This is a genomic window from Lapidilactobacillus gannanensis, from assembly GCF_003946675.1.
Taxonomy (GTDB): Bacteria; Bacillota; Bacilli; order Lactobacillales; family Lactobacillaceae; genus Lapidilactobacillus; species Lapidilactobacillus gannanensis.
Genome location: NZ_RHOT01000032.1, coordinates 1 through 24,896, shown reverse-complemented (window position 1 = coordinate 24,896; position 24,896 = coordinate 1). Strand labels below are relative to the sequence as shown.

Sequence of the window (24,896 nt, the reverse complement as noted above, 5' to 3'; positions counted from 1 at the left end):
TCAAGACGAAAACCTCTCTCATTGTTTAGTGTTGGAACTTCAATGATACCTGATTTTTCGTCTTGGTGTCTTTTTTTTACCATTTTTTGATCAATCAACATGGGTGGCTAACTTGATTATAAAATTCGCGTAAATTTGTTCATTTTATATTTCAAAGTAAAAATTTTCGTAAAAAATTTCATTTAAATTCAAAATTCATCTACATACATCTATACAATACAATTCCCCCTCATTTTCAGTATTTATAAGCATTATGAATTTCACACAAAAGCACCTAGGTCAATGTGACCTAGGTGCTCTAAAATACGTGCCATTATGACTCAGTTAAAGATGATAATTTTTAATAAATCTAACTTTTACATTCAATTATTAAAATTTAAAATCTCCATTGTACCAATAGTCCGTGGAGTTTCCATTTCCATTAACATCGTCAGTGTAGCGGGTCATCACAATCAAATTTCGATTAAGTAATTTATTTTCAATCGGAACGGTGACACTAAAGCCACTCCATCCAGCATTATTAATATTTGGATAAGCCTTGGCAACGTCTTCTCGATTTACAGAAGTAATTGAATAACGCGCAATTTCGCTTTTAGTTGACTTATCTAATAAAAATAAATAACGATATGGTTTAGTATCCGAAGTATCTGCAGAATGCCATCCCTTTAACACGGCATTTTGACCATCAATCCTAACAGTATCTAAGCTCCCTTTATTTTCAGTACCATTTTTAATAGCAGGAATTTGATACCTAGTAGAAAAATCAGTATCAACATAGTTTGTACTTCCGCTTTGATTGCTTGAATAGCGAAGTTTTATAGTAAAGGTTTGTCCACGTAATTTAGCCGTAATTGGCGTATTCAGCAAAAAGCCACTATTAAGCGAGTTATAAACTTGAGGATACATATTCTGAACGTCAACTCTAGGAACACGGTTTAATGGAAAACGTGCAATCTCTTGCCCCTTTAAATTCATAAGGAACAAATAACTATATTGTTTTCCTACTGATTCATCTGCAATATTCCATCCTCCAATGCGAAGATCAGTACCATTCTGTCGAACAGAATCAATCCAACCTTCGTTTCGATTGATATTGAACATAACAGTGTGGGACCAATTTTCAATTGTATCTCCCTCTCCTGAAGGCCTATCTGAATATCGTGAAATAATTTGAATATCCTTGCCAGATAGACTGCGATCGAATTTCATTGATGCTGTAAACCCAGAATTTTGGGAATTGTAAATATTAGGATACGCATTTTTTACATCTAGCCGTTGTGTATTATCAACTTTTACTCGCGAAATTTCACGTTTATCTGTTGCATTGTAGAAAATAATATAATGATAAGGTCGTGTAATTGATCCATCCGCTGCATGCCATCCATTTACAGTTAAATCATTACCGCTAAGATTAATTTTATCAAAAGAAGCAAGGTTCTGAGAAAAGTCATAAGTATCAGATTCATAATCGACATAATCAGTACTACCACTTGGATTGCTACTGTATCGAGAAATAATTCGAATTTTGCGATTTGTAATTTTGTTCGATAAAGGTACAGTATATGAAAAGCCACTATTAGCCGCTCCATACAAATTTGGATATGCTTGGGCAACATCATTTCTAACATTCCGGTTAATCTTATAACGACTGATTTCAGTATTTGTATTTGCATCCATTACAATTAAATAACTATAATTTTTGCCTTTTGCATCACCAGCAGCATGCCATCCATTAATTTGCAGTCCGGTTGATGACATCGCGACTCGATCAAAACTGCCCTTATTCGCCAATTCTCCATAATAATACTTCGCCAAATCCAAAAACTGCGTCGTATCATAACCCCACTTGGCAAGATATGCGTCAGGATCAACATGATTTGTTCCGCCTAAATAACGAGTGACATCATGATGCGTCCACAATGTCCCACCACCATTGACAGTGGCTGGTGTTAAAGTCCAATTATATTTGACTGCCATTGACGCCGTATACCAAGCAGCATTATTGATTGACTTAGCAAATTCTTCACGATTCCGAGCAGTAACTAATTCAAACTGGACAAAGCGAGCGTTAGCCATGGGGCCACCACCCCAAGAACCAAAATCAGTATCATGAATATTCAAGATTGTGGTTGCATCAATAAAAGTATGCACGAAAGCGTCCTGCCAACCACCGTTAATTTCGTAATCCGCTTCATTGCGGGCGCTAAAATTATTCGGATTATCAGTATAATGGAAAACAATCCCATTTGGCTTTTTATCGCTGGTTGAATAATTAAACATCGAAAAAGTATGCAATTCTTTAGTCACGTTCGATACCGCAAACTTGGAATTTAGAATATAACTATTGATTGAAGATGAAACTGTTAATGATGTAGCTGCTTTCACTGCTTGTGTTGCCTGATTAGACATCAAGTCATTAGCAGCAAATAACGTCATTGATGCCAACATTGCAGTGCAGAAAAATGTAATTTTTTTAGATTGTTTCACGAAAGATACCTCCAAAACCAGAAACCAATAACAACATTACTTATTAGTTTACTTCATTTTTTCATGTGATGCTATTTCGATTGTGTTAAATTGAATGGTATGTTTTTATTACTGATTAATTAAGGTTATAATAATTTAAAATTGTTCAAAACCTTTTTTATTGAAAGATGCTATACTAAAAAAATGGAGGGATTATAATGAAAAAATTAGTTCGTACACTTGTCCTCGTTTTACCGATCATCTTATTGGCTGCTTGTTCCAATAAGCAAACAAACAGTTCAAGCTTAAGCGATAGTGCTAATACAGCCGTCATCAAGCAGGAATTTGCTCAAGCTTCCGCCTATTACGATGCTGCGAATCAAGTAGCCAAAGACAGTAAATATACCACTGCAAAAAAGAATACTGAATATCTTACTACCGCCCAAGAAAAATTGGCCACAAATGATTTTTCTGGAGCTAAATCTGCTCTCAAGCAAATTAATACCAAAGATGCGACTAGTGCTGTTAAAAATGCTAAAAAGCAATTGACTAGTCAGGTAAACCAGCAATCATCAAAATATGCGGCAATTAATAAAATAATTGCTTCAGCTAAATCCGACTTTGATAATCAGAAATATTCGGTTGCTAGCTCGTTACTCACTGACTTATTTAAAGAAAATAAAAATTTAAATAACTTCAAAGATTTAAAAATTAAAGCCCTAAATCTTAAAAATGATATCTTAGACGCTGAATTAAATGCAGCACAGGAAACAAAGAGTGCTACTTCCGAAAGCAATAGTGCCAATGCTGATGAAGCTTCAGATAATAGTAGTCAATCAACCCCATCATCAAGCTCCAGTTCTAGTGCTGCCGTGACTAGCAACTCTCATGATGATAATTCTGCAATTACCGATGGTAGTGTCACCGCTGCTCAAATCAAAGCTGCGCGGCAACAGTTACGTGATCAAGGCGTCAGTGACAGTGCTTGGAGTAACTCCGACATTGCCAATGCTATTCTCAAAGCGCGAGCAGATGGTCGTTCAACCATTAAAGAATCAGATGCCAACTAAGTCCTTATGATTTAACTAAATTAAAGGACAGCATTTTCAGAATTAGCTGAAAATGCTGTCCTTTTTTGAATAACTTTTAACTCTCTCGTCCCTCATCCGGTCCCGCTTCTGAATGAATGCTAACATCTTCACCAAAAATTTTCATTTTCATCTTAATACCGGTTGGCGTGGCGGCTAAACCGCCAAGACCGGTCTCGCGCAAGGAAGTTGGTAAATCTTGGCCAATTCGTTTCATCGCAGCAATGACTTCATCGGCCGGAATTTTATTTGTTAATCCTGCAAGAGCCATGTCAGCGCAGGTCAAAGCATTTACCGAGCCAACAACATTGCGCTTAATACAAGGAATCTCGACTAAACCAGCGACTGGATCGCAAACTAAGCCTAATAAATTTGACATCGCCATGGCAAAGGCTTCGGCACTTTGTTGTGGCGTGCCGCCTGCAACTTCGACGGCAGCAGCAGCGCCCATGGCTGAAGCACTGCCAACTTCAGCTTGGCAACCGCCAGTCGCCCCGGCAATCATCGCCTGATTAGCCACAATCATGCCGAAAGCTGAAGCGCAAAAAAGAAATTGAATTTGTTGATTGCGAGTTAAATTCAGTCGTTCTTTCAGAACACTTAGTACCCCAGGCAAAGTCCCCGCAGAGCCAGCAGTTGGCGTGGCACAAATAATTCCCATCGACGCGTTGACTTCATTGGTCGCAATCGCATTTTCCACAGCGCGCAACATCGTATCGCCGGATAGTGTTTTACCAGCAGCGCGATATTTTGCCATTAAAACAGCTTCGCCACCTGTTAGTCCTGTCGCCGACTGCACACCTTGGCCAGTGCGACCCTTTTCGGCGGCAGCAATCATGACGTCTAGGTTTTTACCCATGGTCGCCCAAATAATCTCACGACTACTATGACTTAGTTGGATTTCTTGTTCAATAATCAATTCTGAAATTGGTCGCTGTGTCTGATCAGCCATCGTTACTAAATCAGCAATTGTCTCATACATTATTTTGTCCTCACAATAATTGACTTGAATTTATAACAAAATAGCATCCTGACTCATTCCCCGAGCCTGAATTAGTTGTTCTGGAAAGGGCCGATCCAATAAATCTAACTGATAAATATAATGATCAGCCAGCCGATGTGTCACCCTAGGTCGGCGATAATTAGCCGCGAATAATTGATCCAGGGCTGCCCCAATCGGTTGATTGGCTGTGACAAATAAAATCGGTAGTGGCCCTTGGGGTGCAAAAACCAAGCCATTGAGATCAACTTTGCGAATTTCAATGGTTCCCCCTCCAACTGAACACCCCCACACCGTAATTTCTTTCTCAGCATTAATTAAAGTGACTGCGGCAGTATTAGGATGGCCAATTGGGCTTAAGTGTTGATCTTCAATAAACTTAATTTTAATGCCCAATCTTCTTGCCAAATCAACTGCCATGGGTACCCGACGATCTGCAGGATCAAAGCCTAACACGCCACTAATAATGGCGTAATCAGTACCATGCCCTCGATGGGTTTGGGCGAAAGATTCAAAATACCGCACAACTACTTCTTGAATTGGTGCATGAAATAAACGATTGGCCACATGACCGATAGCTACCGCCCCAGCAGTATGTGAGCTAGAAGGTCCAATCATAACTGGTCCAATAATATCAAAAACGCTGCGATAACGATTTGTCATAGTTTTTTCCTCAATCTGAAATTAATCAAACTAAAATAAATTTTGATTAGGTCGACCTACTAATTGCTTGACGACACCAGGACCACTTAACGTTCAAATAAGCTGTCCCAATTTTACCACGAAAATCCGACTTAATTTTCTGTTGTTGAACGAATTGTTTGGCGATATGCCGAAGGGGTCAGTCGCATCCGCCGTTGAAATATTTTATTAAAATAAGAAATATTATTAAAGCCGACTAACCCAGCAATCGTGCCAATAGCGTCATCGGTGTTCTGCAACAAAATCGTACTTTGACCAATACGAGTGGCATTAATATAATCAGTCAACGCCATTTTTGTCGTTTGCTTAAACATACGGCACAAATGACTTTTACTTAAATTAAAATGACTGGCCAAAATCGTTAAAGTTAGTGGCTGACTGTAGTGTTGCTGAATATAGGCAATCACTGCTTTCGTTTCATCAACTGCCACCCCACCAGTCAGTGGTTGACTATGCGTATGATCAGCCAGCTGAACCAGATTAGCCCAAGCCAAAAATAAATAGCCTTTAATTTGTAACATAAAGGCAGCCGGTTGTTGATAATACAGGGCACGAATATTTAATAAGTTCTGATAAAGGTCCGCGGTCAAGTGACTAGTCAAGGGCAACAAGGTGGGCACCCGCAATGGCTCGGCTAAATACTGCTGTTGGATGCTATCCGGCACTGCCGATTGCAAGAATACCGGATCAAACACGACCGCAAAAAAGCCAAAAGGCGCGCCAACTTCGGCAGTCATAGCATGTAATTGATCGGGCTGAATAATCGCAATGTCACCCTTTTTTATTTGATAGGAAGCACCATTCAAATGAAGCAGTGCTGCACCAACCGTCACAACCAATAGTTCACATTCGGGATGCCAGTGCAGAGCGACACGTTCAGCTACAGTCGGGTCAGAAATAAATTCATGTACCCGTAATGGAAACAAAGCACTACCATGAGGCTCTAATTCTTTTAGTTGATCTTGATTCATTTTTCTCACCATTTTGACAATATTGTGTTAATAATCAGCAATTTAATTAAAGTCATTTCATCATTACACCGCTATATTATACAGTATAAGCGTTTTCGTTATAAACGCAATCAGGAGCATCATTGTGTTATCCTGGTTTGGAAACGTGTTCGGAGGGATAGACTGCTAGGCCTAATTTAATTATTTGCTCGATCGGTTGCACCGCTCAATCAAATAATTGAAATTAAGCTACGCAGTCTGACCATCCCTCTCACACTCTATTTTTAGGAGGTTACCTAATGCAATATACAATTAAAGATGGTGCTTTATTAATTGGCCATCAAAACGAAACTTTACGGATCGAAGCTTGGGGCCAAGATGCCTTAAGAATCCGTGCTACTGAATATCCCGATTTCACTAAAAATGATTGGGCCTTAAGCGAAGCAGTTCCTGCGGCTCAACGCGAAGCTGATATCAACATTAACGAAGCTGACGGCACCGCAACAATCAGTAACGGCCGTTTGAAAGCAACAATTAATGCGGCTTGTGTTTTATCGTTCTTCCGTGATGGCAAATTAATCTTACGTGAATACTTCCGTTCATACTTTGGTACTGAAAGTAACGAAAGTCGTTGCTTGAAGATTATCGGCCGTGACTGGCAGCCAATCGTTGGTGGCGACTATGGTTTAACTGTTCGCTTCGATCCTAACGACGGCGAAAAGATTTTCGGTATGGGCCAATACCAACAAAAGTATCTTGACCTTAAAGGCTGTACTTTGGAAATGGCACAACGTAACTCCCAAGTCACGATTCCTTTTGCCGTTTCTAGCTTAGGCTATGGTTTCTTGTGGAATCATCCTGGTATTGGTAAAGTTAACTTCGGTAAAAACATGACTGAATGGCATGCTGATGCTACGAAGCAAATGGATTACTGGATTACGGTTGCTGACAAACCAGCCCAAATCGTTGAGAATTACACAGCTGTCACTGGCCGTGCGCCTGAATTACCAGAAGGCCTACTTGGCTTATGGCAATCTAAGTTACGTTACCGGACTCAAGACGAAGTGCTCAGCGTAGCACGTCATTACAAAGAATTAGGGATTCCTTTAGACATCATGGTCATCGACTTCTTCCACTGGACTCGTCAAGGTGACTGGCATTTCGATAAAGAATACTGGCCAGATCCAAAGGCAATGTGTGATGAACTTCATGCCATGGGTACCAAAGTCGTTGTTTCTGTTTGGCCATCAGTTGACCGTAAGAGCGAAAACTTCAACGAAATGTTTGAAAAAGGTTACTTGATTCGGACTGAACGGGGCTCAATTCAAACTTACGACTTCCAAGGCGACTGCCTGGAAATCGACTGTACGAACCCTGCTGCCCGTCAATTCATTTGGGACAAATGCAAGAAGAACTATTATGATTACGGAATCGATATGTTCTGGTTAGACAATGCTGAACCTGATTATGCCGTTTACGACTATGACAACTATCGTTACCACCTCGGACCAGCTTTGGAAGTTACTAACATTTACCCACAACTTTATGTCAAGGCTTTTGAAGATGGCATGAGTGCTGTTGACCCTGACAAGAAACGTTTGCACTTAGTTCGTTCTGGTTGGGCTGGTAGCCAAAAATATAGTACTTTAATTTGGTCCGGTGACGTGCCAAGTACTTTTGAAGCCTTAGAAGATCAATTATCTGCTGGCTTAAACATGGGTCTTGCCGGGATTCCTTGGTGGACGACTGATATCGGTGGCTTCATGACTGACGATATTAACGATCCTGGTTTTAAAGAATTATTATTACGTTGGTTCGAATTTGCCGTTTATACGCCATTCTTACGGATGCATGGCGATCGTGGCCCTCACGATATTCCAGCACTATCAGATTCCGATCATGGTGGTGGTAGTCTTTACACTGGTCATGCTAATGAATTGTGGAGCTACGGTAAAGATGCCTTTAAGATTATGAAGGATCAATTGAAGATTCGTGAAAATCTTAAACCATACATCGAAACCTTATTTAAAGAAGCTAGTGCTACTGGGGCGCCATTATTGCGGACCATGTTCTATGAATTCCCCGATGATCCTCATGCTTGGGAATTACAAGACCAATATATGTTTGGTTCTGAATATGTAGTTGCACCTGTACTTCACGCTGGCGAAACAGAACGTAACGTTTACTTACCTGCTGGTCGCTGGGAAAATGTCAACGACGGCAAGCAATATGATGGCAAGCAAACCGTTGTTGCCGTAGCACCACTTGAAGTTATTCCAGTTTTCAAAAAAATTAATTAATTCTCCTGACGGAAAAATCGCCTACTGATTTTTATCAGTAGTGACAAAAAGAGCCGCCTAGCAAGGATTCGTGTGAACTGTCTGCTTAGACAATGCCACGTAATTCTGCTGGCGGTTCTTTTTTTGTTTCAAACAAACCTAAAGGTAAAGGTGTTGAAACAGAATTGGTTCTGACGCCATTGCAGGCTTGCTGGTTGTGGAACTAGCCACCACCAAACCCTATTTGGAGAAGTCTTGACCCAATTTTAGCAAGTCAGCAAATTTCTGGGCCACTGTCACTAACTAGTGTGTTTGCACACGGGCAGTTTTCCAATAGGAAAAACCGTGGAAAATAATGCCAGCTACTAATAAAACCAACCCCAGATAGACATTGACGAAATTTAGGATAAAAGCCAACGCATACAAGCACATACTAATCGTTGGGTATTTGGCAATCGTTTGTAATTTATGTTTGATCAACGTACAATCTGCTTTCATTAACTCGTGGTGATGCCACAAATAAGTATAAAACCATAAATAAGAAGCCGAAATCAGCAGGGCCAATAAATCATAGCTAGCAAAAGCAAACCGCATATCAGCAGTGCTACCTGATTGAATACTTGCCGCCATTAACGTCATCACATAATTCATTAAGGTAACACCAAACAATCCTACTAAATTCATAATGTTCAAAGCCACTGAAGTATGCTTGATTTGACTAAATAAGTCATGATGAAACAACCACAGAATCCCGATATAAACATAAGTCAAGCAGTAGGAAAAGAATAGCGGCCCTTGTTGCATAACTGTTTGTTGCAAATGATCTTTCGGATAATTGGGCAACTTAAACTCCAAAACTAAAATCGTAATCAAAATGGCAAAGATACCATCACTAAAAGCTTGTAGACGTTCCGTTTTCATAATAATTCCTTCCAATAACGATTAAAATCTCATCGCTAGAATTCTTCGTAAACTGCTGGATCCTGTTGCGTCGTACGGCCATCTGCGCGCGTTAAACTAGCAATTGCTGTCATATCTGTAGGCGAAATTTCAAAATCAAATACGTCTAGATTGCCTTTTTGCCGGCTAGGCGTTGCTGATTTAGGAATTGGTAAAATCCCTAATTGTAATTCCCAACGCAAAATCAATTGACCAACATTTTTATGATACTTAGCGGCCAATTGTTGTAACAGTGGATCTTGTAACATCACGCTTGCTCGTCCCAATGGGCTCCAAGCCTCAGTCAAGATTTGATGTGCTTGATGATACTCACGTTGTGCCTGTTGATTAAAGTAGGGATGCAACTCAATTTGGTTAATAACTGGACTTTCACTAGTTTCCTTCGCCAAACGCTCTAAATGTTCAGGAAGAAAATTACAGACACCAATTGAACGAACTAAGCCAAATTTCTTAGCTTCAATTAACGCTTCCCAAGCCATCACATATTGATCACGCCGTGGATTGGGCCAATGGAGTAAATAGAGATCAAAATAGTCTAAACCAGTACGATATAAAGATTCCTGAATCGTCTCGATTGCAGCCTGGGTTTGATAATAACGTCCAGGTAACTTCGAGGTGATCAAAACTTGATCTCGGGGAACACCACTGCGACGTAAAGCCGCCCCAACTGTCCCTTCATTCTCATAATTATAGGCAGTATCAAGTAACCGATAACCATTATTTAGCGCAGCAACAATCGCGTTAGCACCGACATTACCATTTAGTTGATAGGTACCGAACCCAATTTGGGGTAGTTTTAAGCCATCACGTAACATGTAAGTTTGCATTTGTTAACCTCCAATACTTCTATTTTACTTGATTTAACCAATAAAATTCAAAAAATCATTCGATTAATCTTTTATGCACGATAATATAAAAAAGTGTCTAGTCATCCCCTAAATTTCGAGTCAATTATTCAGCTCTATTACTGATATGATGCTATAATTCTGGTATCTTATCAAAGGGGGAATCAAGGATGAAAATATACAGAAAGTTAACTCAACCTGTGATGGTGATCCTGCTTGCATTGATTGCTGCCTTGCTAGCCACAATGATGTTGACGAGTCGGCAAGCAAAAGCTGCAACAATTACCATTAATGGTTTGGACGCAAATGATGCCAAAATCACCGATATTGCCGGAAATGACCTCGAACCTGGTGCCGAATTAGATAAATACACCAGTTATAAAGTGAATTACGACTGGTCGATTCCTGACGGTGTCAAAATTAATAATGGCGACACTGCTACTTTTGCCATTCCAGATAATGTTGCCATCACTTCTGACACTTTTTTCCCGATTACTGACGAATTTGGCACTACTATTGGTGAAGTCACCATCAAGCAGGGAGAAAAAACTGGCACAATTGTTTTTAACGATGCCCTAGCAGCAACTAGTGCTGGTCGGCATGGGACATTGTACTATTTTGCAAATGGGACTGTTGATAACAACACTAATAATAATCATTGGTACATTAATAAGGTGGGGACACTCGTTCCGGCCACAATTAGACTTGAACAAAAGCAAATTCGCTGGAATATTGCTTTGAATATTGCTGATATGAATCTGAAAGACGTGGTAGTAACAGATACTTTGGGCCCTAACCAAACTTTTGTCCCTGGTTCAGTTGTCGTCAATCGGATGCAAAACGGTAATTATCTAGGCTCGATCACACCAGAAGTTACTGTTAATGGTAATGTCATTACAATGAACTTAGGTGATGTTGATGACTATCTTGATATTTACTACACCACCACCACTAATGGGAATAACGACTACTACCAGAACTCAGTCTTTGTAGAAATTGATGGCGTCACTCACTCCGCCAGTGATGATGTTGCCGTCGGTGGTGGCGGCACTGGTACCAGCTATGTTGGGAGTGCACTTTTACAAAAAAGTGATTTTAACAGCCAAGCTGCGATTGCTGGTGCTCACTATCAAGTGCTAGATCAAACTGGCAAGGTCATTTATGAAGATTTAGTTACAGACGAACAAGGTCAGATCAGGATTGATCGCTTAGCACCTGGAAACTATTCCTTTGTTGAAACCCAAGCGCCGGCCGGTTATCTGCTGAATCCGACGCCCCTACCTTTCGTCATTATTGCCGGTGTTAGTGAGCCGGTGTTAGTGCAAGCTGATGATCGCCCAATTGCGCAAACCGATATTCTCGTCAAAAAGATTTGGCAAAATGTGCCTGCTGGTACCAGCACACCACCAATCACTGCTGTGCTTTATCGGAATGGCCAGCGTACTGAGCAAACTGTCATCCTGAATTCAGCCAATAACTACCAAGCAACCTTTGCTAACTTACCGGTAACTGATAGTTTAGGCACACCAATTAATTACACAGTTGCTGAAGTTGACACGCCAGCCGGTTATGAATCTTTAACACCTGGTGAACAGAAACCAGATAATGGTTTAGTAACCTTAATTGATCGTTATATTGTTAAAGAACCAACCAAGCCGACAACACCAACGACACCAAAACCTGAACCAGAACCAACCAAGCCACTCACACCAACAAAGCCGGCTGTCAAACCAGCAGCACCTAGCAAGCCAGTCGCTAAGCCAATGATCAATAAGCCAACAGTAACCAGTAATAAGTTACCGCAAACTGGCGAAAAGAAAACAACCGGTATTTGGACCGCAGTTGGTTTATTGGTGATTTTATTACTAGCCGGACTTTGGATCAAGCGTCGTTCCGCCAATAAATAACCACCATCATCACCGCTACCAGATTGCAAGCTTAATTACTCGCTAATTTCAGCTTGTAGCAACAAATGCTTAACCAATAAGCACTAACATCAAGAAACGTCTGGGGTATCAGTCACTTAGACAAAATAAGGCCGCGTTTTGGTTGCTGCAACGTGTTCGTAAAGAGCAACCCATTTTGCTTAACAACAAAACACCTGAGCAATTCTAACAAATTGTTCAGGTGTTTTACGTTAATGATCAGCAGCTAACTGCCTTTTGCGAACACCTTGCATGTACATCAAAAAAACTTCAGCATCTCTAGCCTAATCTACTGCAGCCCTATCCTACTCATTTACAATAAATTGACTTTTTTCAGCGACTTATTGTAAATAAGCGTAAGGTCAATTGATTGCGTCTCCCTAAATAAGAGAGTAGTCTAAGCCTTGTAAGATAAATCGGCGATGACGTTCGCCATTAAATAATTGCTCAGCAATTTGATGACGTCTACTGCAGAGCCTATTACCTTGATAATAGACCTCTTCAGTAGGTGTCTTTTCTTTTTGTGGCAGAAATTTGAAGGGAGAAAGTATTATGACATTAGTTATTGAACAAGTTAAGGCACGGGAGATTTTTGATTCACGGGGTAACCCAACAGTCGAGGCAGATGTCGTTCTTTCTGACGGTACACTTGGCCGCGCTGAAGTTCCTTCTGGTGCTTCAACCGGTGAAAAAGAAGCCGTTGAATTACGTGACGGTGGCGACCGTCTGCAAGGTAAAGGCGTTTTAAAAGCTGTTAATAACGTCAATACCGAAATCAACAAAGCTTTACATGGTGTCAGTCCTTTCAACCAAGCTAATGTTGATCAAATCATGATTGACCTAGATGGGACGCCCAATAAAGCACGTTTAGGTGCTAACGCCATTTTAGGTGTCTCCATGGCGACAGCACGAGCTGCTGCTGAAGCCACTCATCAACCCCTGTATCGCTACTTAGGTGGGACTGATTTGGAATTACCACAAACATTCCATAACATTATTAATGGTGGCGAACACGCTGATAATGCCATTGATATTCAAGAATTCTTGATCACACCAGTAGAACGGACTAGTTTCCGTGACGGTTTCGAAAAAATTGTTAACACTTACCATACTTTAAAGAAGGTTCTTGAAGATGCTGGTTACAGCACTGGTTTAGGTGACGAAGGTGGTTTTGCGCCTGATTTGAAATCTTCCGAAGAAGCCTTGCAAATGTTACACGATGCCATTATCAAGGCTGGTTATGTGCCTGGTAAAGAAATTGCCATTGCCTTTGATGCAGCAGCTTCTTACTTCTTTAATCGGGAAACTAAGAACTACGATTTTGAAGGTAAGACTTACACACCAGATGAATTAGGCGAATATTATGTTGGACTCTTGAAGAAGTTTCCTGAAATCATTTCCGTTGAAGACCCTTATAGTGAAGATGATTGGGACAACTTTATTAAGTTCACTAAGAATTATGGTGATAAGGTTCAAATCATCACTGACGACCCTGTCTGCACCAATCCTAAACTAATTCGAGAAGCTATCGAGCGTGGTATGGCTAACTCAGTTTTAATTAAATTAAATCAAATTGGGACTGTTACCGAAACACTTGAAGCAATCCGGATTGCTCGTAAGAATGGCTATACAACCATGATCTCACATCGCTCAGGTGAAACTGGTGATACCTTCGTTGCTGACTTCACGGTAGCAACAAATGCGGCTCAATTGAAATCCGGAGCGCCAGCACGTTCAGAACGAGTTGAAAAATATAACGAATTATTACGGATCGAAGAGGAACTAGGCACTGATGGCACACGCCTAGCACATTTCCCTGACAACGTTAAATTCGACTAATCATTAAACTAATTTCAGTCATATAAATGCAAAAATGAGAGTGTAACCAAAGGCGGTCAGCCGGTGAGTATTAACGTAAAGTGCCGAACAATTCATTAGAATTGCTCGGCATTTTTGCGTTAAGCGGAACCAGTTGTCTTTTGAGAACACGTTTCAGTAACGAAAGTTCGTATTATTTTTTGGAAAATAGACTTTTGTTCCCGGCTCTTTTTTATATTTGATTATTGATTAATTCTAGCCAAGTATGTAACCCAAGTTCAAAAAAATAATTGAAAATCTGCTGGCTGCTGGTTGATTACTTAAATCCAGAAAAATTGTCGATCAATTTCTTAGTTCAACACAATCTGATTTTCCAACAATGGTGCTGAATTAGACTTCCTAATCCAGGCAGGGGCCAACGATTGGCGTCCCTTGACTAAGGAACGACTTAAATCAATCCTTGCGGACATTTTAGAGAGAACCCAAGCAAATCTTGGCACTACTTTTAACCAGATAATGCAATTTTTCTGTGACAGCCACTTGCAGCAAGCTCCAAAACGGTTTAAGATAATCATTCCCACTTGACGAACGTGGTATTCTATCCTCATAACCGATTATTGAGAAGGGAGTCGCCCAATTTGTACGCAGATCTTAATCGTGAAGCTGAAGTTAAACGTGTGAAAGAAGTTAGCCAGATTATTGCTGCTGAACAAACTAGTAATCAGACCAAACTACAAAATGCTCAGCATGAAACCCATCAAATTGAATTAAATTATGGTGATGCTGCCAAAGTTAATACGATTGAAGTTGATGATCGGATGGAAACCAATGCAGCAATTCAACAGCAGAAACAGTTAGTTTCGTTAGCCGTCGAAAATCAAACCATTTTAGAAAAGCGGCAACAGCGATTAGAACGTTTAGCCAAATCTCCTTACTTCGGACGAATTGATATTGATGATGGCTTTGAACAAGAAACGCTGTATATTGGTACCGCTACTTTAATGGATGCGCAAGATGAAGATTTTCTCATTTACGACTGGCGTTCACCAATCGCTGGTATTTATTATAATGGCACACTGGGTTCCGTAAGTTATCAAGCGCCGGCTGGCCGTCAAGAAGTTAAGCTTGCCCATAAACGCCAATTTACAATTCAAAACGATCAGATTACTAATATGTTCGATACCAATGAAACGGTTGGTGACGAAATTCTTCAGGGTGTTTTAGGTGAAGCCGCTACTCTTTATATGCAAAATATTGTGGCCACGATTCAACGAGAGCAAAATGATATTATTCGGAACACTAGTGCTGATGTTTTAATTGTTCAAGGTGTCGCTGGCTCTGGAAAAACCTCCACCATTCTTCAACGACTGGCCTATTTGCTTTATCATAGCCGCCAAAAACTGGCCGCTGAACAAGTGATCATGTTCTCACCTAATCACCTATTTAGCAATTACATTTCGCAAGTACTGCCTAGTCTAGGCGAAAAAAATATGCGCCAAGTCACCTTAAGTGAATTCTTCAGCCAACGTTGCCATCATTTACAAGTTGAGGACAAATTCAGTCGTTACGAGCATGATCAGCAGCAGTTGCCTGAAATTGCCCAAAAAATGCGCCAATTCTTAGAGGCTGGCAATATTTTGCAACTGGTGCGGACTTATTTAAAACAACCTGACTTTCAACTAAAATTTAATGATTTATTGCTCAACGGTGAAACGATTATTAGCCAAGCTGACTGTGTTAAAGTCTATCAAACTCTTCCCAGTCAAATGGCTTGGTCCAATAAATTTCAGCAAACAAAAAATCGTTTGATTCGTAAACTACAACGACTTGTTCGCCATGAAGCTCAAGCTGACTGGGTTCAAGAACGAGTTGACACCTTAAGTGATTATGAATATCAAACTTTGCTTGATCAACAGCGTTTTGACAATGACGAAGCAGAACGCCTTTTTCTAGGTAAGAAAATTGCGCAATTACATTTCGAGCCGATTTACGATGCTTTATATAATGATTACTTTCTTGATATAGACCAACAATACTTGGACTTTCTAACCAAAAACGCACCAACCACTGTCGCTGCAAACTACTGGCAAACTCGAATTGAACATGTTCAAGCTCATTTTGAACGCCACCAATTGCAACTCAGCGACTGTGCGCCCTATTTATATTTACGTGATCAATTAACCGGCGGCGGTGAAAACCACCAGATTCAGTACTTGTTTATTGATGAGATGCAAGACTACTCGCCGGCCCAGTTAGCTTATTTACACGCATCCTTTCCGCTAGCTAAGCTCACGTTACTAGGTGACCAAGCACAGGATTTATTTGCTAGCAGTGTTGGTTTAGATCATTTTGATGAAGAAATTGCTGCCCTTTTCCCGCATAAGAAAGTCAAACTCTATCACTTAAACAATAGCTATCGTTCGACCCAACAGATTACCCATTTTGCCAGTGCTTTATTACCAGATCAGCAAGAGATTCTGGCATTTAACCGTCCGGGACCAAAACCGCAATTAATTATTTGCCAACGCTTAGCAGAATTAAATCAGCAAGTAAGTCAACAATGTCAACGCTTGTTAACGACCCAATCAATGGTTGCCGTCTTAACTAAAACTGAAGTTGAAGCAGAACAAATTTATGCGACTTTACAAAGCGACGCCCCAGTGACGTTAATGACCGAAAAACAACATCACTTGGAAAACGGCATTATGATCATGCCGATTTATTTAGCTAAAGGTCTGGAATTTGATGCGGTCATTGGTTACAATGTTTCAGCCGAACTTTTCCAAACAACAACTGATGCTCATATTCTCTATACAATCGCTTCACGGGCGATGCATGAGCTAGTGCTGATTTCTCTGGGCCAACCAACGAAGCTAATCACTGATTTGGATCCCCAACTCTACCAAAAGTAACACCATTTAACGCATAACCTGACCAGCAACCTGTTACTTCTTAAGAGAGTTTTAACTAGGCATTTAGCGATCATGGTGCTATATTAGAATTAATTCATAGCACAACAGGGAGATGAGCCCATGCGCAAATTATTGCTGTTTTTAGTTCCAATCGTTTCAGTATTTTTCCTTTCAGCTGCTTTCGTTACGCGTGCCATTACAAAGCTTGCTAATTACCCAGACTAAAGAATCTTAAGGTTCACGATTTCTTGAACACGATTACAGTCGCGTCTACTTTTAATGATTCAAATCATTAATATTATTTCTAAATTAAAAAAAGTGCTACTGCAACATCAATCCTTTCACAAAAAAATAAATCGACTTTAACAGCTGAAACGTGTGACAAAAGGTAATCGCCTTTTGTCACACGTTGTTTTTTTAATAAATTTCTTTATAATTTTAATCGCATTTAATTTTTTTATTCAAATAATACTTTCATTTTTTTAAATTGAGTTATAATAATAATTAAATTATTATATGGGGTGACCTAATCACATGGATATCTGGGAAAAATTGTATTTAGCGGCTAAGAAAGAATATCACCCTGAGGAAGTGACACCCTTTATTTACGCACATCATGTTGTTTGTGCTTTAGAGAGTGAAAATGGCGAAATCTATACCGGATTTTGTATTGAAAGTTGTTCCGCAGTTCTAAATCTCTGTGCTGAACGAACAGCAGCCTTAAACATGTATCAACAAAGTGGTCAAACAATGATTAAACGAATGATTGCTTTTCGTGATGAGCCACCATTTGATCAGGGCAGCGGTATGCCTTGTGGTGCCTGTCGTGAATTCTTAATGCAATTAAACGAACAAAATCAGAATACAGAAATTATGGTCGATTACCAAAAACGAACCACAACTACATTAAATGACCTACTTCCAAATTGGTGGGGTTGGGAACGTTATCAGGCTGCTAAAACAAAATAGTCTTGCTGAATAAGACAGCACTCACTGTATTTGTAAGTAACTGATTAATAATATGTAACTGTCACAGCAAAAATAAACCGAACTTTCGTTGCTGAAACGTGTTATCAACAGGCAACCGGTTACGCTTAACGCAAAAATTCCGAACAATTCATTAGAATTGTTCGGAATTTTACGTTAATGCTCCCCAGCCGACAGTGTTTTATCACATGCCGGCATATATCAGTCCTAATCTGCTTGGTACTTATCTTCCAAACGGCTCATCCAGAAGGCTAATGCAGCACCAGCAATAAATAACCCAATGGAAATTAAAATTCCTTGCGCTGTGTATTTAGCACCAAAAGGAATAATCATAATCGTTGACGCAAAAACTACTCCGAGAATAAAGTGGAACAGCTCAGCGTAAGCACGTTTAAAGATATAGTCTGCAACTTTTGACAATAACAAGACACAGGCAATCCCACCAATTGCTAAAGGAATGATGACCCCAAAATCTAGCGTTTTAATACCATCAGCCATCGCATCATACATTTTCATATAAACAATAAAATTAGATGGGCTCAACCCGGGGACAATAACGCCTAAACCGATTAGGGCCCCAGCGATGATCCAAGTGCCAAAGTTTTGCGCTACCCCATTGCCAAACAATTCTTTGCCAAAAATCAAAAAGATCAAACTAACCACGAATGTAATGCCCAAAATAGCATAATGCTTTTTACCGCGGCCTTCTTTACCTGCCTGATGCCATAAAGCAGGAATTGTTCCCACAATGGCGCCAACGAAGAACCATAAGACCTGATTTTCAAATTTAAAAGCATAACTGACAATAAATGAGAAAATAAAGACGCCAGCAATACCACCTAAACCTAACGGAATAAAAAATAAAATATTCTTTTTAAAATCACGTGTCAAATGCGCTAGAAAGGAAATAATCCGTTCATAAACCCCAAAGACTGCAGCCAAAGCACCACCACTGACTCCAGGTAGAATAAATCCCGAACCAATAAAAATTCCTTTGACAAAGCGTAGTAACCAATCTGACATAAATCGACCTCGTTTTCATAATTTTGCGCTCGAAGTTAATTATAGCATGGGCCCGTTGGAAACCAAATCACTTTGATAGCGCTTAGAAATTCTTAAGATTTAAACAATTTGCGCACCCAGGGTATTTTTAAAATGACCTAAGGCCCATTGATGCCCCACCGGATCAAAACTAGCCACTGCAGCTTGATGAATAACAATCTCATAACCTAAATTATAGGCGTCAACTGCTGTATGCAGCACGCAAATATCAGTACAAACACCAACTATATGCAATTCCGTAATCCGACGTTCACGAAGTCGCGAATCCAAATCTGTACCGCAAAATGCTGAATAATGGCGCTTATCCAACCAGTAAATCTGTTGTTGATTTTGCTGATAATAATCAGCCAGTTCACCATATAAATGGCGACCAGCCGTGCCAATCACATTATGTGGCGGAAATAATTTATTTTCTGGATGATACTGATCAGCTGGGTCATGACCATCAACCGCCATCACCACGAAATCATGATTATTAACAAAATCCTTTGTGACCTGCAGTAAATCAGGGGCAATTTTTTGACCAGCCGCGCCAGTCGTTAAAGCACCATCAGTGGCAACAAAATCATTCGTATAATCAATTACTACTAGTCCACGCATCAGTCGTCACTCCTATTCTTCAATTATCTTAATTAAACCAAATTAATCTGGGAAAGCAAAGTAATGACGTTGCTGGAACTTGCGCCATTCTATTGAGAAAAAGCTGATACGCTTCAATAGTCCTGATTTAACAGAAATGGTATCAAAAAATAATTTTGCTATTAGTTAATAATCGCTGGAATTATGCCCAAACTAAGTCGTTCAATCTTGCATTGCCACGCGCAAAAATAAAATATCGTAAATTAATAGTCTGCTTGACAATTTCTCTGAACAAAACCAGAGAACGTCAAACAGACTATTTCAGACCAAATATTATTTGCAAAATAAATTAAATTGTCTTATTTATTCTTAGCAATCTTGGCCTAACCATTACTAACAACGTACGTTATCTTAACTTGAAGCATCACAGCAAGTCTGCCTACTGTGTGCCACAACAAACAGCTCACAACAGCGTTAAGACCAGTGCTTTTTTTAGTTAGCTAGGGGTTTAAACTATGGTTGTTGCAGATTTCTAGCAAGCAATCAAAAAGTTAGATTCGTGGTTGCACCCCTGGTTGTGTTGCCAATTGGGCTAGCAGCTGGGCATCATCATCTGCTGCTATTCGATTAGAAACTAATTGTCCACATTCGCGACACCGATGAATTAGTGCTTGTTCACCATTCGCCCGGGTCCAAATACTGATTGCGTCCATAATGCCGTGACATAACGCTGAACGATCACCTGGGCGATGATCAACATGCAGACTAGCTAAACAATAGGGACAATGATTACGTTGCTTAGTACCAGCATTTTCCGGTAAAACAGCACGACCACAGTTTTGACAAATAAAACTATCGCCACAAGCTTGTTGTTCAAAGTTTTGTTGATGACGACGCTGAAACTGGCTAATTGTCTTCAATCGTTGTTTTTTAGCTTGTAAGTAACCTTGTTTATCAGTATTGTAATCAGATTCTGATTGCAACTGTTGATAGCTTGCCCAACGATCACGCGATAGTTCGCCGTTACGTAACGCCTGTTTAATGGCGCAACCAGGTTCTTGCTGATGGCGACAATCACGGAAACGGCAATGACTAAAATACTTTTCAATATCTGCAAAGCTTTGACTTAATCCAGTCTCAGCATCCCAGATTCCTAGTTCACGCATACCTGGTGTATCAATAATAGCCGTGCCTGTTGCCAGAGTTAATAACTGCCGTTGACTAGTTGTGTGACGGCCACGTTGATCTTTGGCCCGGATATTGGCTGTCGCTTGTTGCGCATTATGCTGCAATTGATTTACCAAAGTGGATTTGCCGACACCCGATGATCCTAATAAGACAATTGTCCGCACTGGCTGTAAATGTGCTTGTAACGCCGAATAACCTTGATGACTTTGATTAGAAATGGCCAATACCTCAACACCAATCGCAATTTCTTGAGCTGCCGTTAATTTAGTCGCCAGCTCGGCTGAACTAACCAAATCGGCCTTAGTCAGCAATACTACTGGCACACCACCAGATTCCCACGCCAAGGTCAGATACCGCTCCAGTCGCCGTAAATTAAAATCAGCCCCTAAAGCTTGCATAATAAAAACTTCATCGAAATTTGCGGCAACAGCTTGTGCCCAATGACCGCAACTAGCGCCATCAAGCCGTTTAAAATAAGATTGTCGTGGTAAAGTTGTGTTAATAATACTTTGATCAGGACCTTGCCAGTTTACCAGTACCTGATCACCAATTGTCGGATACATTGCAGCTGAATCACGGTAACTCCCCTGTTTTATCCGCGCTAAACCAGTTCCTAATGAACAAGTGATATCAAATAGGTCTTGGTGAACCCCAATGATTCTTGCCTTGATGTCATGATGTTTCGTACCTTTGTTGATTGTCATATCGTTTATCAATTTTAAATAGCTCCGTTCGTTTAATCATTTTTGTAAATTCTCCTTTTTTGACTTTTTACAGCAATTTCATCATTTATTTTTTAAGATTTTAATTTAATAACACTGTAAAAAGTTATTTAACAGCAATCGGCATGAACTAACCTATTCCTTTCTAAAATAACACAGTGTGACCCCAGCTAAATTTTTCCCGGCGCAATCTTGTTTGTCGCTCAAGGTTGGGCGGACAATTCCAAAATATACACAAAAAAGACGTTGGTCCGCGACCAACGTCTTTAATGACTAAATAAATAAGCATTACGACAGGTATCACACCATAAGTATTCCAAATAAACCTACTACCAAGCTGTCCTTGTTAGCATCAGCGGTTCATTGGCTTATTCACTTACTGATTAGATACCGTTCACACTCATTAAAATACCTCAATTTCTAATTCGGGAAAAATTTATAGTTTTAGTTTACCTAGAAATAATTAGTCTGTCAACCAGCAGTCACCTGCTTCAAGACAGACGTTCAGTGATTTTAAATTAATTTTTTAAAATCATGATGCCACGATTAGCTTGAGCTAGCCTTACAATTCAGATTCATTGAATGATTTAATAACCCTTTTTCTGCTAATTGTCGGTTGCAATTTACCCGCGTTTGTTGTAATTTAGAATTAATACGAACGTATGTTTCGATTGGAGGAAAAACGATGTTTGATTATCAAAATGAACCCTTACATAACGTCATGATGATCGATAGTAAATCGTTTTATGCCAGTGTTGAATGTGTGAAAAAAGGACTGAATCCTTTGCGTGCAGCTTTGGTTGTTGTCTCGCAAGAAGAGAATACCGGTGGCGGTGGTTTAGTCTTAGCGGCCTCGCCGATGGCTAAAAAGTTATTCGATATTAGCAATGTTTCTCGCTTTAAAGACTTACCCAACGATCCTCGTTTAATTAAGGTCCCGCCGCGAATGAATTTATATATCGAAAAAAATCTCGAAATTAATGCCATCTATCGACGTTACGTTGCTAGTGAGGATTTACATGCCTATTCAATTGACGAATCTATGCTTGATTTGACAAAGTCATGGCGACTTTTCGGCCGTTCGCCTGAAGAGGTTGCCCGGAAAATTCAACTAGATGTGCGCCGTGAAGTTGGTGTTTATACGACAGTTGGTCTCGGCGATAATCCACTCTTGGCCAAACTAGCTATGGATATTGCAGCCAAGCATAATCATGCTCTCATGGCGACTTGGCATTATCAAAATGTGCCCGACACCATTTGGCGAGTACAAACCCTCACTGATATTTGGGGAATTGGGCAACATTTAGCTGATCGTTTAGCCAAGCTAGACATTCACACCATGTATCAATTGGCACACACTGATCCATATTTACTTGAAAAAAAGTTGGGAATTATTGGCGCCCAATTATTTGCAACTGCTTGGGGAATTGATCGGAGCATTATCGCCCAAAAATACCAACCGGTTAGTCGCAGTTACGGTAATTCGCAGGTATTACCTCGCAACTACAGCAAACCGGATGAAATTGAGATTGTCCTTCGCGAAATTGCCGAACAGGTGGCGGCTCGTATTCGCAAACGCCACCTGCAAACTGGATTAGTTAGTTTATCTTTAGGATTAGCTCAAAGAGAGGCAACTGGCCGACACTTTTTCTCCCACCAAGCAAAAATTACACCCACTAATTTGAATCATGATTTGAGCCAAACTGTGATTGGCTTATTTCGCGCTCACTGGCATGGTCAAGCCATTCGTAATATTGGCATTAGCTACGGTAATTTAATTTCTGATCAAAGCCAACAATTAAACTTTTTTGAAACGCCACATAGCCAAATTCAGCGCCGACAACAGGACTTTGTTGTCGATAGTTTACGCCAACGTTATGGTTTCAAAACGGTAGTTAAAGCCAGTAGTCTACTAACTGGTGGCACCGCCATTCAACGAACTGGCCTTGTCGGTGGTCATAATGGTGGTAACAGTTATGAGTGACTTTGATGAAACCGTTCAACAATTCTTTAAAAATTACCATGACCGGGGCATGATGAAATGGGCTGGCTTTTACCTAAGTGATCACACACAACAACTGGAAAAGGTCAGTCGTGATTCACATTACTTACCACCTAAGCAACCGCAATTGTCACGAGATGAATTAACAGTCCTGATTTTAAAGGCTTTCAATCATCATTTACCAATTATTATCCAGCTAAATACGATTACTGCTGACAGCGAACAAATTCAAGAATATCAAGGTTATATTACAGCGTTGCTTGAGCAAGGAATTTATCTAGGGAGCCAACAATTTAATTTATCAGAGATTCATCATATTCGTTTCAAACCCTTGACTGACAGTAATAGCAGGTCTCGATCCTAATTAATTACAGCTCGTGCCATCATTATTACCACTGCAAATGTTGCCAGCCAAAACACTCTCAAGAGTAACGCCTAATTAGCAAATCTCCTGCCCAGAAAAACGCCGCTTAATTTTTTAATCTGCTATTAATGGCTCGAATTAAGTCACTGAAGTAAAACTTAGTAAAGTTTTAAGTCGCATTATTGCCCTAATTATTGTATGATTTTATTGAATTAATAATAATTGGGGAGTATTGCAATGATGAAAAGTCCCGCGTCACGTACAGGCAATCTGATTCGTTATACCATTTTTCTTGTCTTAGTTTTATTGACTAACTGGTTTAAAAATATGGCCATTACAAAAACCAGTATTTCAGGTGTTTTTACCTTATTGTATTTCTGTATTGCGGCACTAACACTGACCTTTTTCGTCCGACAATTTAATCTTGAAAAACGTTATTTCGCTCATCCTTTAAATCATTTAAGTGATGTTTTTGCGAACTCTTTTGGCTTTTTTTTAATAATGATTTTGGCAGTAGGTGGCTTAAATTTACTAATTGCCTGGTTACAAGCCCAAAACCAAATGCCTGAGTTTAGCCACTTAATTACTAGATTTGAATTTAAAGATGGTGGCTTTTGGCTCTACTTACTAATTGCCGGAATCATTACCCCCATTATTCAACAATATCTAGTCGCGGGCTTTTTCAATAATTATTTTTTCCGCACTGAAACACCGCTTAATATTGTCCTTGCAGTCCTAATTAGCGGTGCACTATATGCTGCTTTACAATTTCAGCCATTATTTATGCCAGCTTTTATTCAAATGTCTCTAGGTTGGTTGTTTGCTTTAAGCTACTTACGAACTCGTAATTTAACAGTCCCCATTTTCTTAAATATTTTTAGTGCAATTTTGGTAATTGTTTTAGCTTAATAAATAGCCAAAAAACAGCGCACTTCTGCTAACTGATCAAGCATTCACTATAAATTTAATTAGTAATCATCCACCCGCATAGCGGGTGGCTTTTTATTAGCCCTAGAAGGGCTTGCCACACGCAAAAAGCCCCTTAAA

18 protein-coding genes and 1 riboswitch are annotated in these 24,896 nt (G+C 39.9%); of the genes, 9 read left to right on the top strand and 9 right to left on the bottom strand.

Translation table 11 applies throughout. From position 1 onward, the window contains the following. Positions 1–369: 369 nt before the first annotated feature. Positions 370–2,487 (bottom strand): peptidoglycan recognition protein family protein, encoded by a 2,118-nt coding sequence (locus tag EKM81_RS08680; RefSeq protein WP_125650810.1) that lies wholly within the window; start codon positions 2,485–2,487, stop codon positions 370–372. A gap of 197 nt (positions 2,488–2,684) precedes the next feature. Here EKM81_RS08680 and EKM81_RS08675 point away from each other — a divergent pair, with 197 nt between their 5' ends. Continuing rightward, complete coding sequence (locus EKM81_RS08675) at positions 2,685–3,536, top strand: hypothetical protein (protein ID WP_125650808.1); 852 nt, start codon at positions 2,685–2,687, stop codon at positions 3,534–3,536. A gap of 76 nt (positions 3,537–3,612) precedes the next feature. Here EKM81_RS08675 and sdaAA read toward each other — a convergent pair whose 3' ends face one another. The 3 genes from sdaAA to EKM81_RS08660 all read right to left on the bottom strand — a co-directional run bounded on the left by sdaAA (position 3,613) and on the right by EKM81_RS08660 (position 6,239). Beyond that, positions 3,613–4,536 carry an L-serine ammonia-lyase, iron-sulfur-dependent, subunit alpha gene (gene sdaAA / locus EKM81_RS08670; protein WP_125650807.1) on the bottom strand — a complete coding sequence of 308 codons (924 nt, stop codon included), beginning with the start codon at positions 4,534–4,536 and terminating at the stop codon, positions 3,613–3,615. Positions 4,537–4,566: 30 nt separating this feature from the next. After that, positions 4,567–5,217 carry a serine dehydratase beta chain gene (locus tag EKM81_RS08665; RefSeq protein ID WP_125650805.1) on the bottom strand — a complete coding sequence of 217 codons (651 nt, stop codon included), beginning with the start codon at positions 5,215–5,217 and terminating at the stop codon, positions 4,567–4,569. A gap of 131 nt (positions 5,218–5,348) precedes the next feature. Beyond that, positions 5,349–6,239, bottom strand: coding sequence for an AraC family transcriptional regulator (locus tag EKM81_RS08660; RefSeq protein ID WP_125650803.1), 891 nt, complete (start codon positions 6,237–6,239; stop codon positions 5,349–5,351). Between the two features lie 266 nt (positions 6,240–6,505). Here EKM81_RS08660 and EKM81_RS08655 point away from each other — a divergent pair, with 266 nt between their 5' ends. Then, on the top strand, positions 6,506–8,506 hold the full coding sequence (locus EKM81_RS08655; protein WP_125650801.1) for a glycoside hydrolase family 31 protein: 2,001 nt from the start codon (positions 6,506–6,508) through the stop codon (positions 8,504–8,506). 282 nt (positions 8,507–8,788) lie between these two features. On the opposite strand, the gene EKM81_RS08650 is transcribed toward EKM81_RS08655, so the two are convergent. Both EKM81_RS08650 and EKM81_RS08645 read right to left on the bottom strand, forming a co-directional pair. Further along, positions 8,789–9,406 carry a TMEM175 family protein gene (locus EKM81_RS08650; RefSeq protein WP_125650799.1) on the bottom strand — a complete coding sequence of 206 codons (618 nt, stop codon included), beginning with the start codon at positions 9,404–9,406 and terminating at the stop codon, positions 8,789–8,791. A gap of 35 nt (positions 9,407–9,441) precedes the next feature. Beyond that, complete coding sequence (locus EKM81_RS08645) at positions 9,442–10,272, bottom strand: aldo/keto reductase (protein WP_125650797.1); 831 nt, start codon at positions 10,270–10,272, stop codon at positions 9,442–9,444. A gap of 188 nt (positions 10,273–10,460) precedes the next feature. On the opposite strand from EKM81_RS08645, the gene EKM81_RS08640 reads away from it, so the two are divergent. The 4 genes from EKM81_RS08640 to EKM81_RS08625 all read left to right on the top strand — a co-directional run bounded on the left by EKM81_RS08640 (position 10,461) and on the right by EKM81_RS08625 (position 17,914). Then, positions 10,461–12,197 carry a SpaA isopeptide-forming pilin-related protein gene (locus EKM81_RS08640; protein ID WP_125650795.1) on the top strand — a complete coding sequence of 579 codons (1,737 nt, stop codon included), beginning with the start codon at positions 10,461–10,463 and terminating at the stop codon, positions 12,195–12,197. A gap of 427 nt (positions 12,198–12,624) precedes the next feature. Continuing rightward, a riboswitch (Fluoride riboswitch) is annotated at positions 12,625–12,690 on the top strand. Positions 12,691–12,767: 77 nt separating this feature from the next. Continuing rightward, positions 12,768–14,054 carry a phosphopyruvate hydratase gene (gene eno, locus EKM81_RS08635; protein ID WP_164509270.1) on the top strand — a complete coding sequence of 429 codons (1,287 nt, stop codon included), beginning with the start codon at positions 12,768–12,770 and terminating at the stop codon, positions 14,052–14,054. Between the two features lie 617 nt (positions 14,055–14,671). Further along, positions 14,672–16,945 (top strand): RNA polymerase recycling motor HelD, encoded by a 2,274-nt coding sequence (helD, locus tag EKM81_RS08630; RefSeq protein ID WP_125650793.1) that lies wholly within the window; start codon positions 14,672–14,674, stop codon positions 16,943–16,945. A gap of 534 nt (positions 16,946–17,479) precedes the next feature. Next, positions 17,480–17,914, top strand: coding sequence for a cytidine deaminase family protein (locus EKM81_RS08625; protein WP_125650791.1), 435 nt, complete (start codon positions 17,480–17,482; stop codon positions 17,912–17,914). A gap of 225 nt (positions 17,915–18,139) precedes the next feature. Here the strand turns inward: EKM81_RS08625 and EKM81_RS08620 are convergent, their stop codons facing one another. The 3 genes from EKM81_RS08620 to rsgA all read right to left on the bottom strand — a co-directional run bounded on the left by EKM81_RS08620 (position 18,140) and on the right by rsgA (position 21,465). Then, the gene (locus EKM81_RS08620; RefSeq protein ID WP_125650789.1) at positions 18,140–18,955 is read right to left on the bottom strand and encodes a DUF368 domain-containing protein; all 816 of its coding nucleotides are present in this window, start codon (positions 18,953–18,955) and stop codon (positions 18,140–18,142) included. Between the two features lie 99 nt (positions 18,956–19,054). Continuing rightward, positions 19,055–19,594, bottom strand: a complete 540-nt coding sequence (locus EKM81_RS08615; protein ID WP_125650787.1) for a cysteine hydrolase family protein — start codon at positions 19,592–19,594, stop codon at positions 19,055–19,057. Between the two features lie 530 nt (positions 19,595–20,124). Next, complete coding sequence (gene rsgA / locus EKM81_RS08610; protein WP_125650812.1) at positions 20,125–21,465, bottom strand: ribosome small subunit-dependent GTPase A; 1,341 nt, start codon at positions 21,463–21,465, stop codon at positions 20,125–20,127. A 703-nt stretch (positions 21,466–22,168) separates the two neighbouring features. Here rsgA and EKM81_RS08605 point away from each other — a divergent pair. The 3 genes from EKM81_RS08605 to EKM81_RS08595 all read left to right on the top strand — a co-directional run bounded on the left by EKM81_RS08605 (position 22,169) and on the right by EKM81_RS08595 (position 24,758). Continuing rightward, complete coding sequence (locus EKM81_RS08605) at positions 22,169–23,467, top strand: Y-family DNA polymerase (protein WP_125650785.1); 1,299 nt, start codon at positions 22,169–22,171, stop codon at positions 23,465–23,467. Next, positions 23,460–23,849 (top strand): hypothetical protein, encoded by a 390-nt coding sequence (locus EKM81_RS08600; protein ID WP_125650783.1) that lies wholly within the window; start codon positions 23,460–23,462, stop codon positions 23,847–23,849. Before EKM81_RS08605 ends, EKM81_RS08600 begins: the two co-directional genes overlap by 8 nt. Before the next feature lie 237 nt (positions 23,850–24,086). Next, the gene (locus tag EKM81_RS08595; protein ID WP_125650781.1) at positions 24,087–24,758 is read left to right on the top strand and encodes a CPBP family intramembrane glutamic endopeptidase; all 672 of its coding nucleotides are present in this window, start codon (positions 24,087–24,089) and stop codon (positions 24,756–24,758) included. Positions 24,759–24,896 lie beyond the last annotated feature (138 nt).

Coding starts and splice junctions, on each gene's coding strand:
- EKM81_RS08600 (WP_125650783.1), top strand. CDS start 23,460: ATGAGTGACTTTGATGAAACCGTTCAACAATTCTTTAAAAATTACCAT.
- EKM81_RS08665 (WP_125650805.1), bottom strand. CDS start 5,217: ATGACAAATCGTTATCGCAGCGTTTTTGATATTATTGGACCAGTTATG.
- EKM81_RS08625 (WP_125650791.1), top strand. CDS start 17,480: ATGGATATCTGGGAAAAATTGTATTTAGCGGCTAAGAAAGAATATCAC.
- eno (WP_164509270.1), top strand. CDS start 12,768: ATGACATTAGTTATTGAACAAGTTAAGGCACGGGAGATTTTTGATTCA.
- EKM81_RS08605 (WP_125650785.1), top strand. CDS start 22,169: ATGTTTGATTATCAAAATGAACCCTTACATAACGTCATGATGATCGAT.
- EKM81_RS08645 (WP_125650797.1), bottom strand. CDS start 10,272: ATGCAAACTTACATGTTACGTGATGGCTTAAAACTACCCCAAATTGGG.
- EKM81_RS08595 (WP_125650781.1), top strand. CDS start 24,087: ATGATGAAAAGTCCCGCGTCACGTACAGGCAATCTGATTCGTTATACC.
- EKM81_RS08660 (WP_125650803.1), bottom strand. CDS start 6,239: ATGGTGAGAAAAATGAATCAAGATCAACTAAAAGAATTAGAGCCTCAT.
- EKM81_RS08655 (WP_125650801.1), top strand. CDS start 6,506: ATGCAATATACAATTAAAGATGGTGCTTTATTAATTGGCCATCAAAAC.
- rsgA (WP_125650812.1), bottom strand. CDS start 21,465: ATGACAATCAACAAAGGTACGAAACATCATGACATCAAGGCAAGAATC.
- sdaAA (WP_125650807.1), bottom strand. CDS start 4,536: ATGTATGAGACAATTGCTGATTTAGTAACGATGGCTGATCAGACACAG.
- EKM81_RS08650 (WP_125650799.1), bottom strand. CDS start 9,406: ATGAAAACGGAACGTCTACAAGCTTTTAGTGATGGTATCTTTGCCATT.
- EKM81_RS08675 (WP_125650808.1), top strand. CDS start 2,685: ATGAAAAAATTAGTTCGTACACTTGTCCTCGTTTTACCGATCATCTTA.
- EKM81_RS08640 (WP_125650795.1), top strand. CDS start 10,461: ATGAAAATATACAGAAAGTTAACTCAACCTGTGATGGTGATCCTGCTT.
- EKM81_RS08615 (WP_125650787.1), bottom strand. CDS start 19,594: ATGCGTGGACTAGTAGTAATTGATTATACGAATGATTTTGTTGCCACT.
- EKM81_RS08620 (WP_125650789.1), bottom strand. CDS start 18,955: ATGTCAGATTGGTTACTACGCTTTGTCAAAGGAATTTTTATTGGTTCG.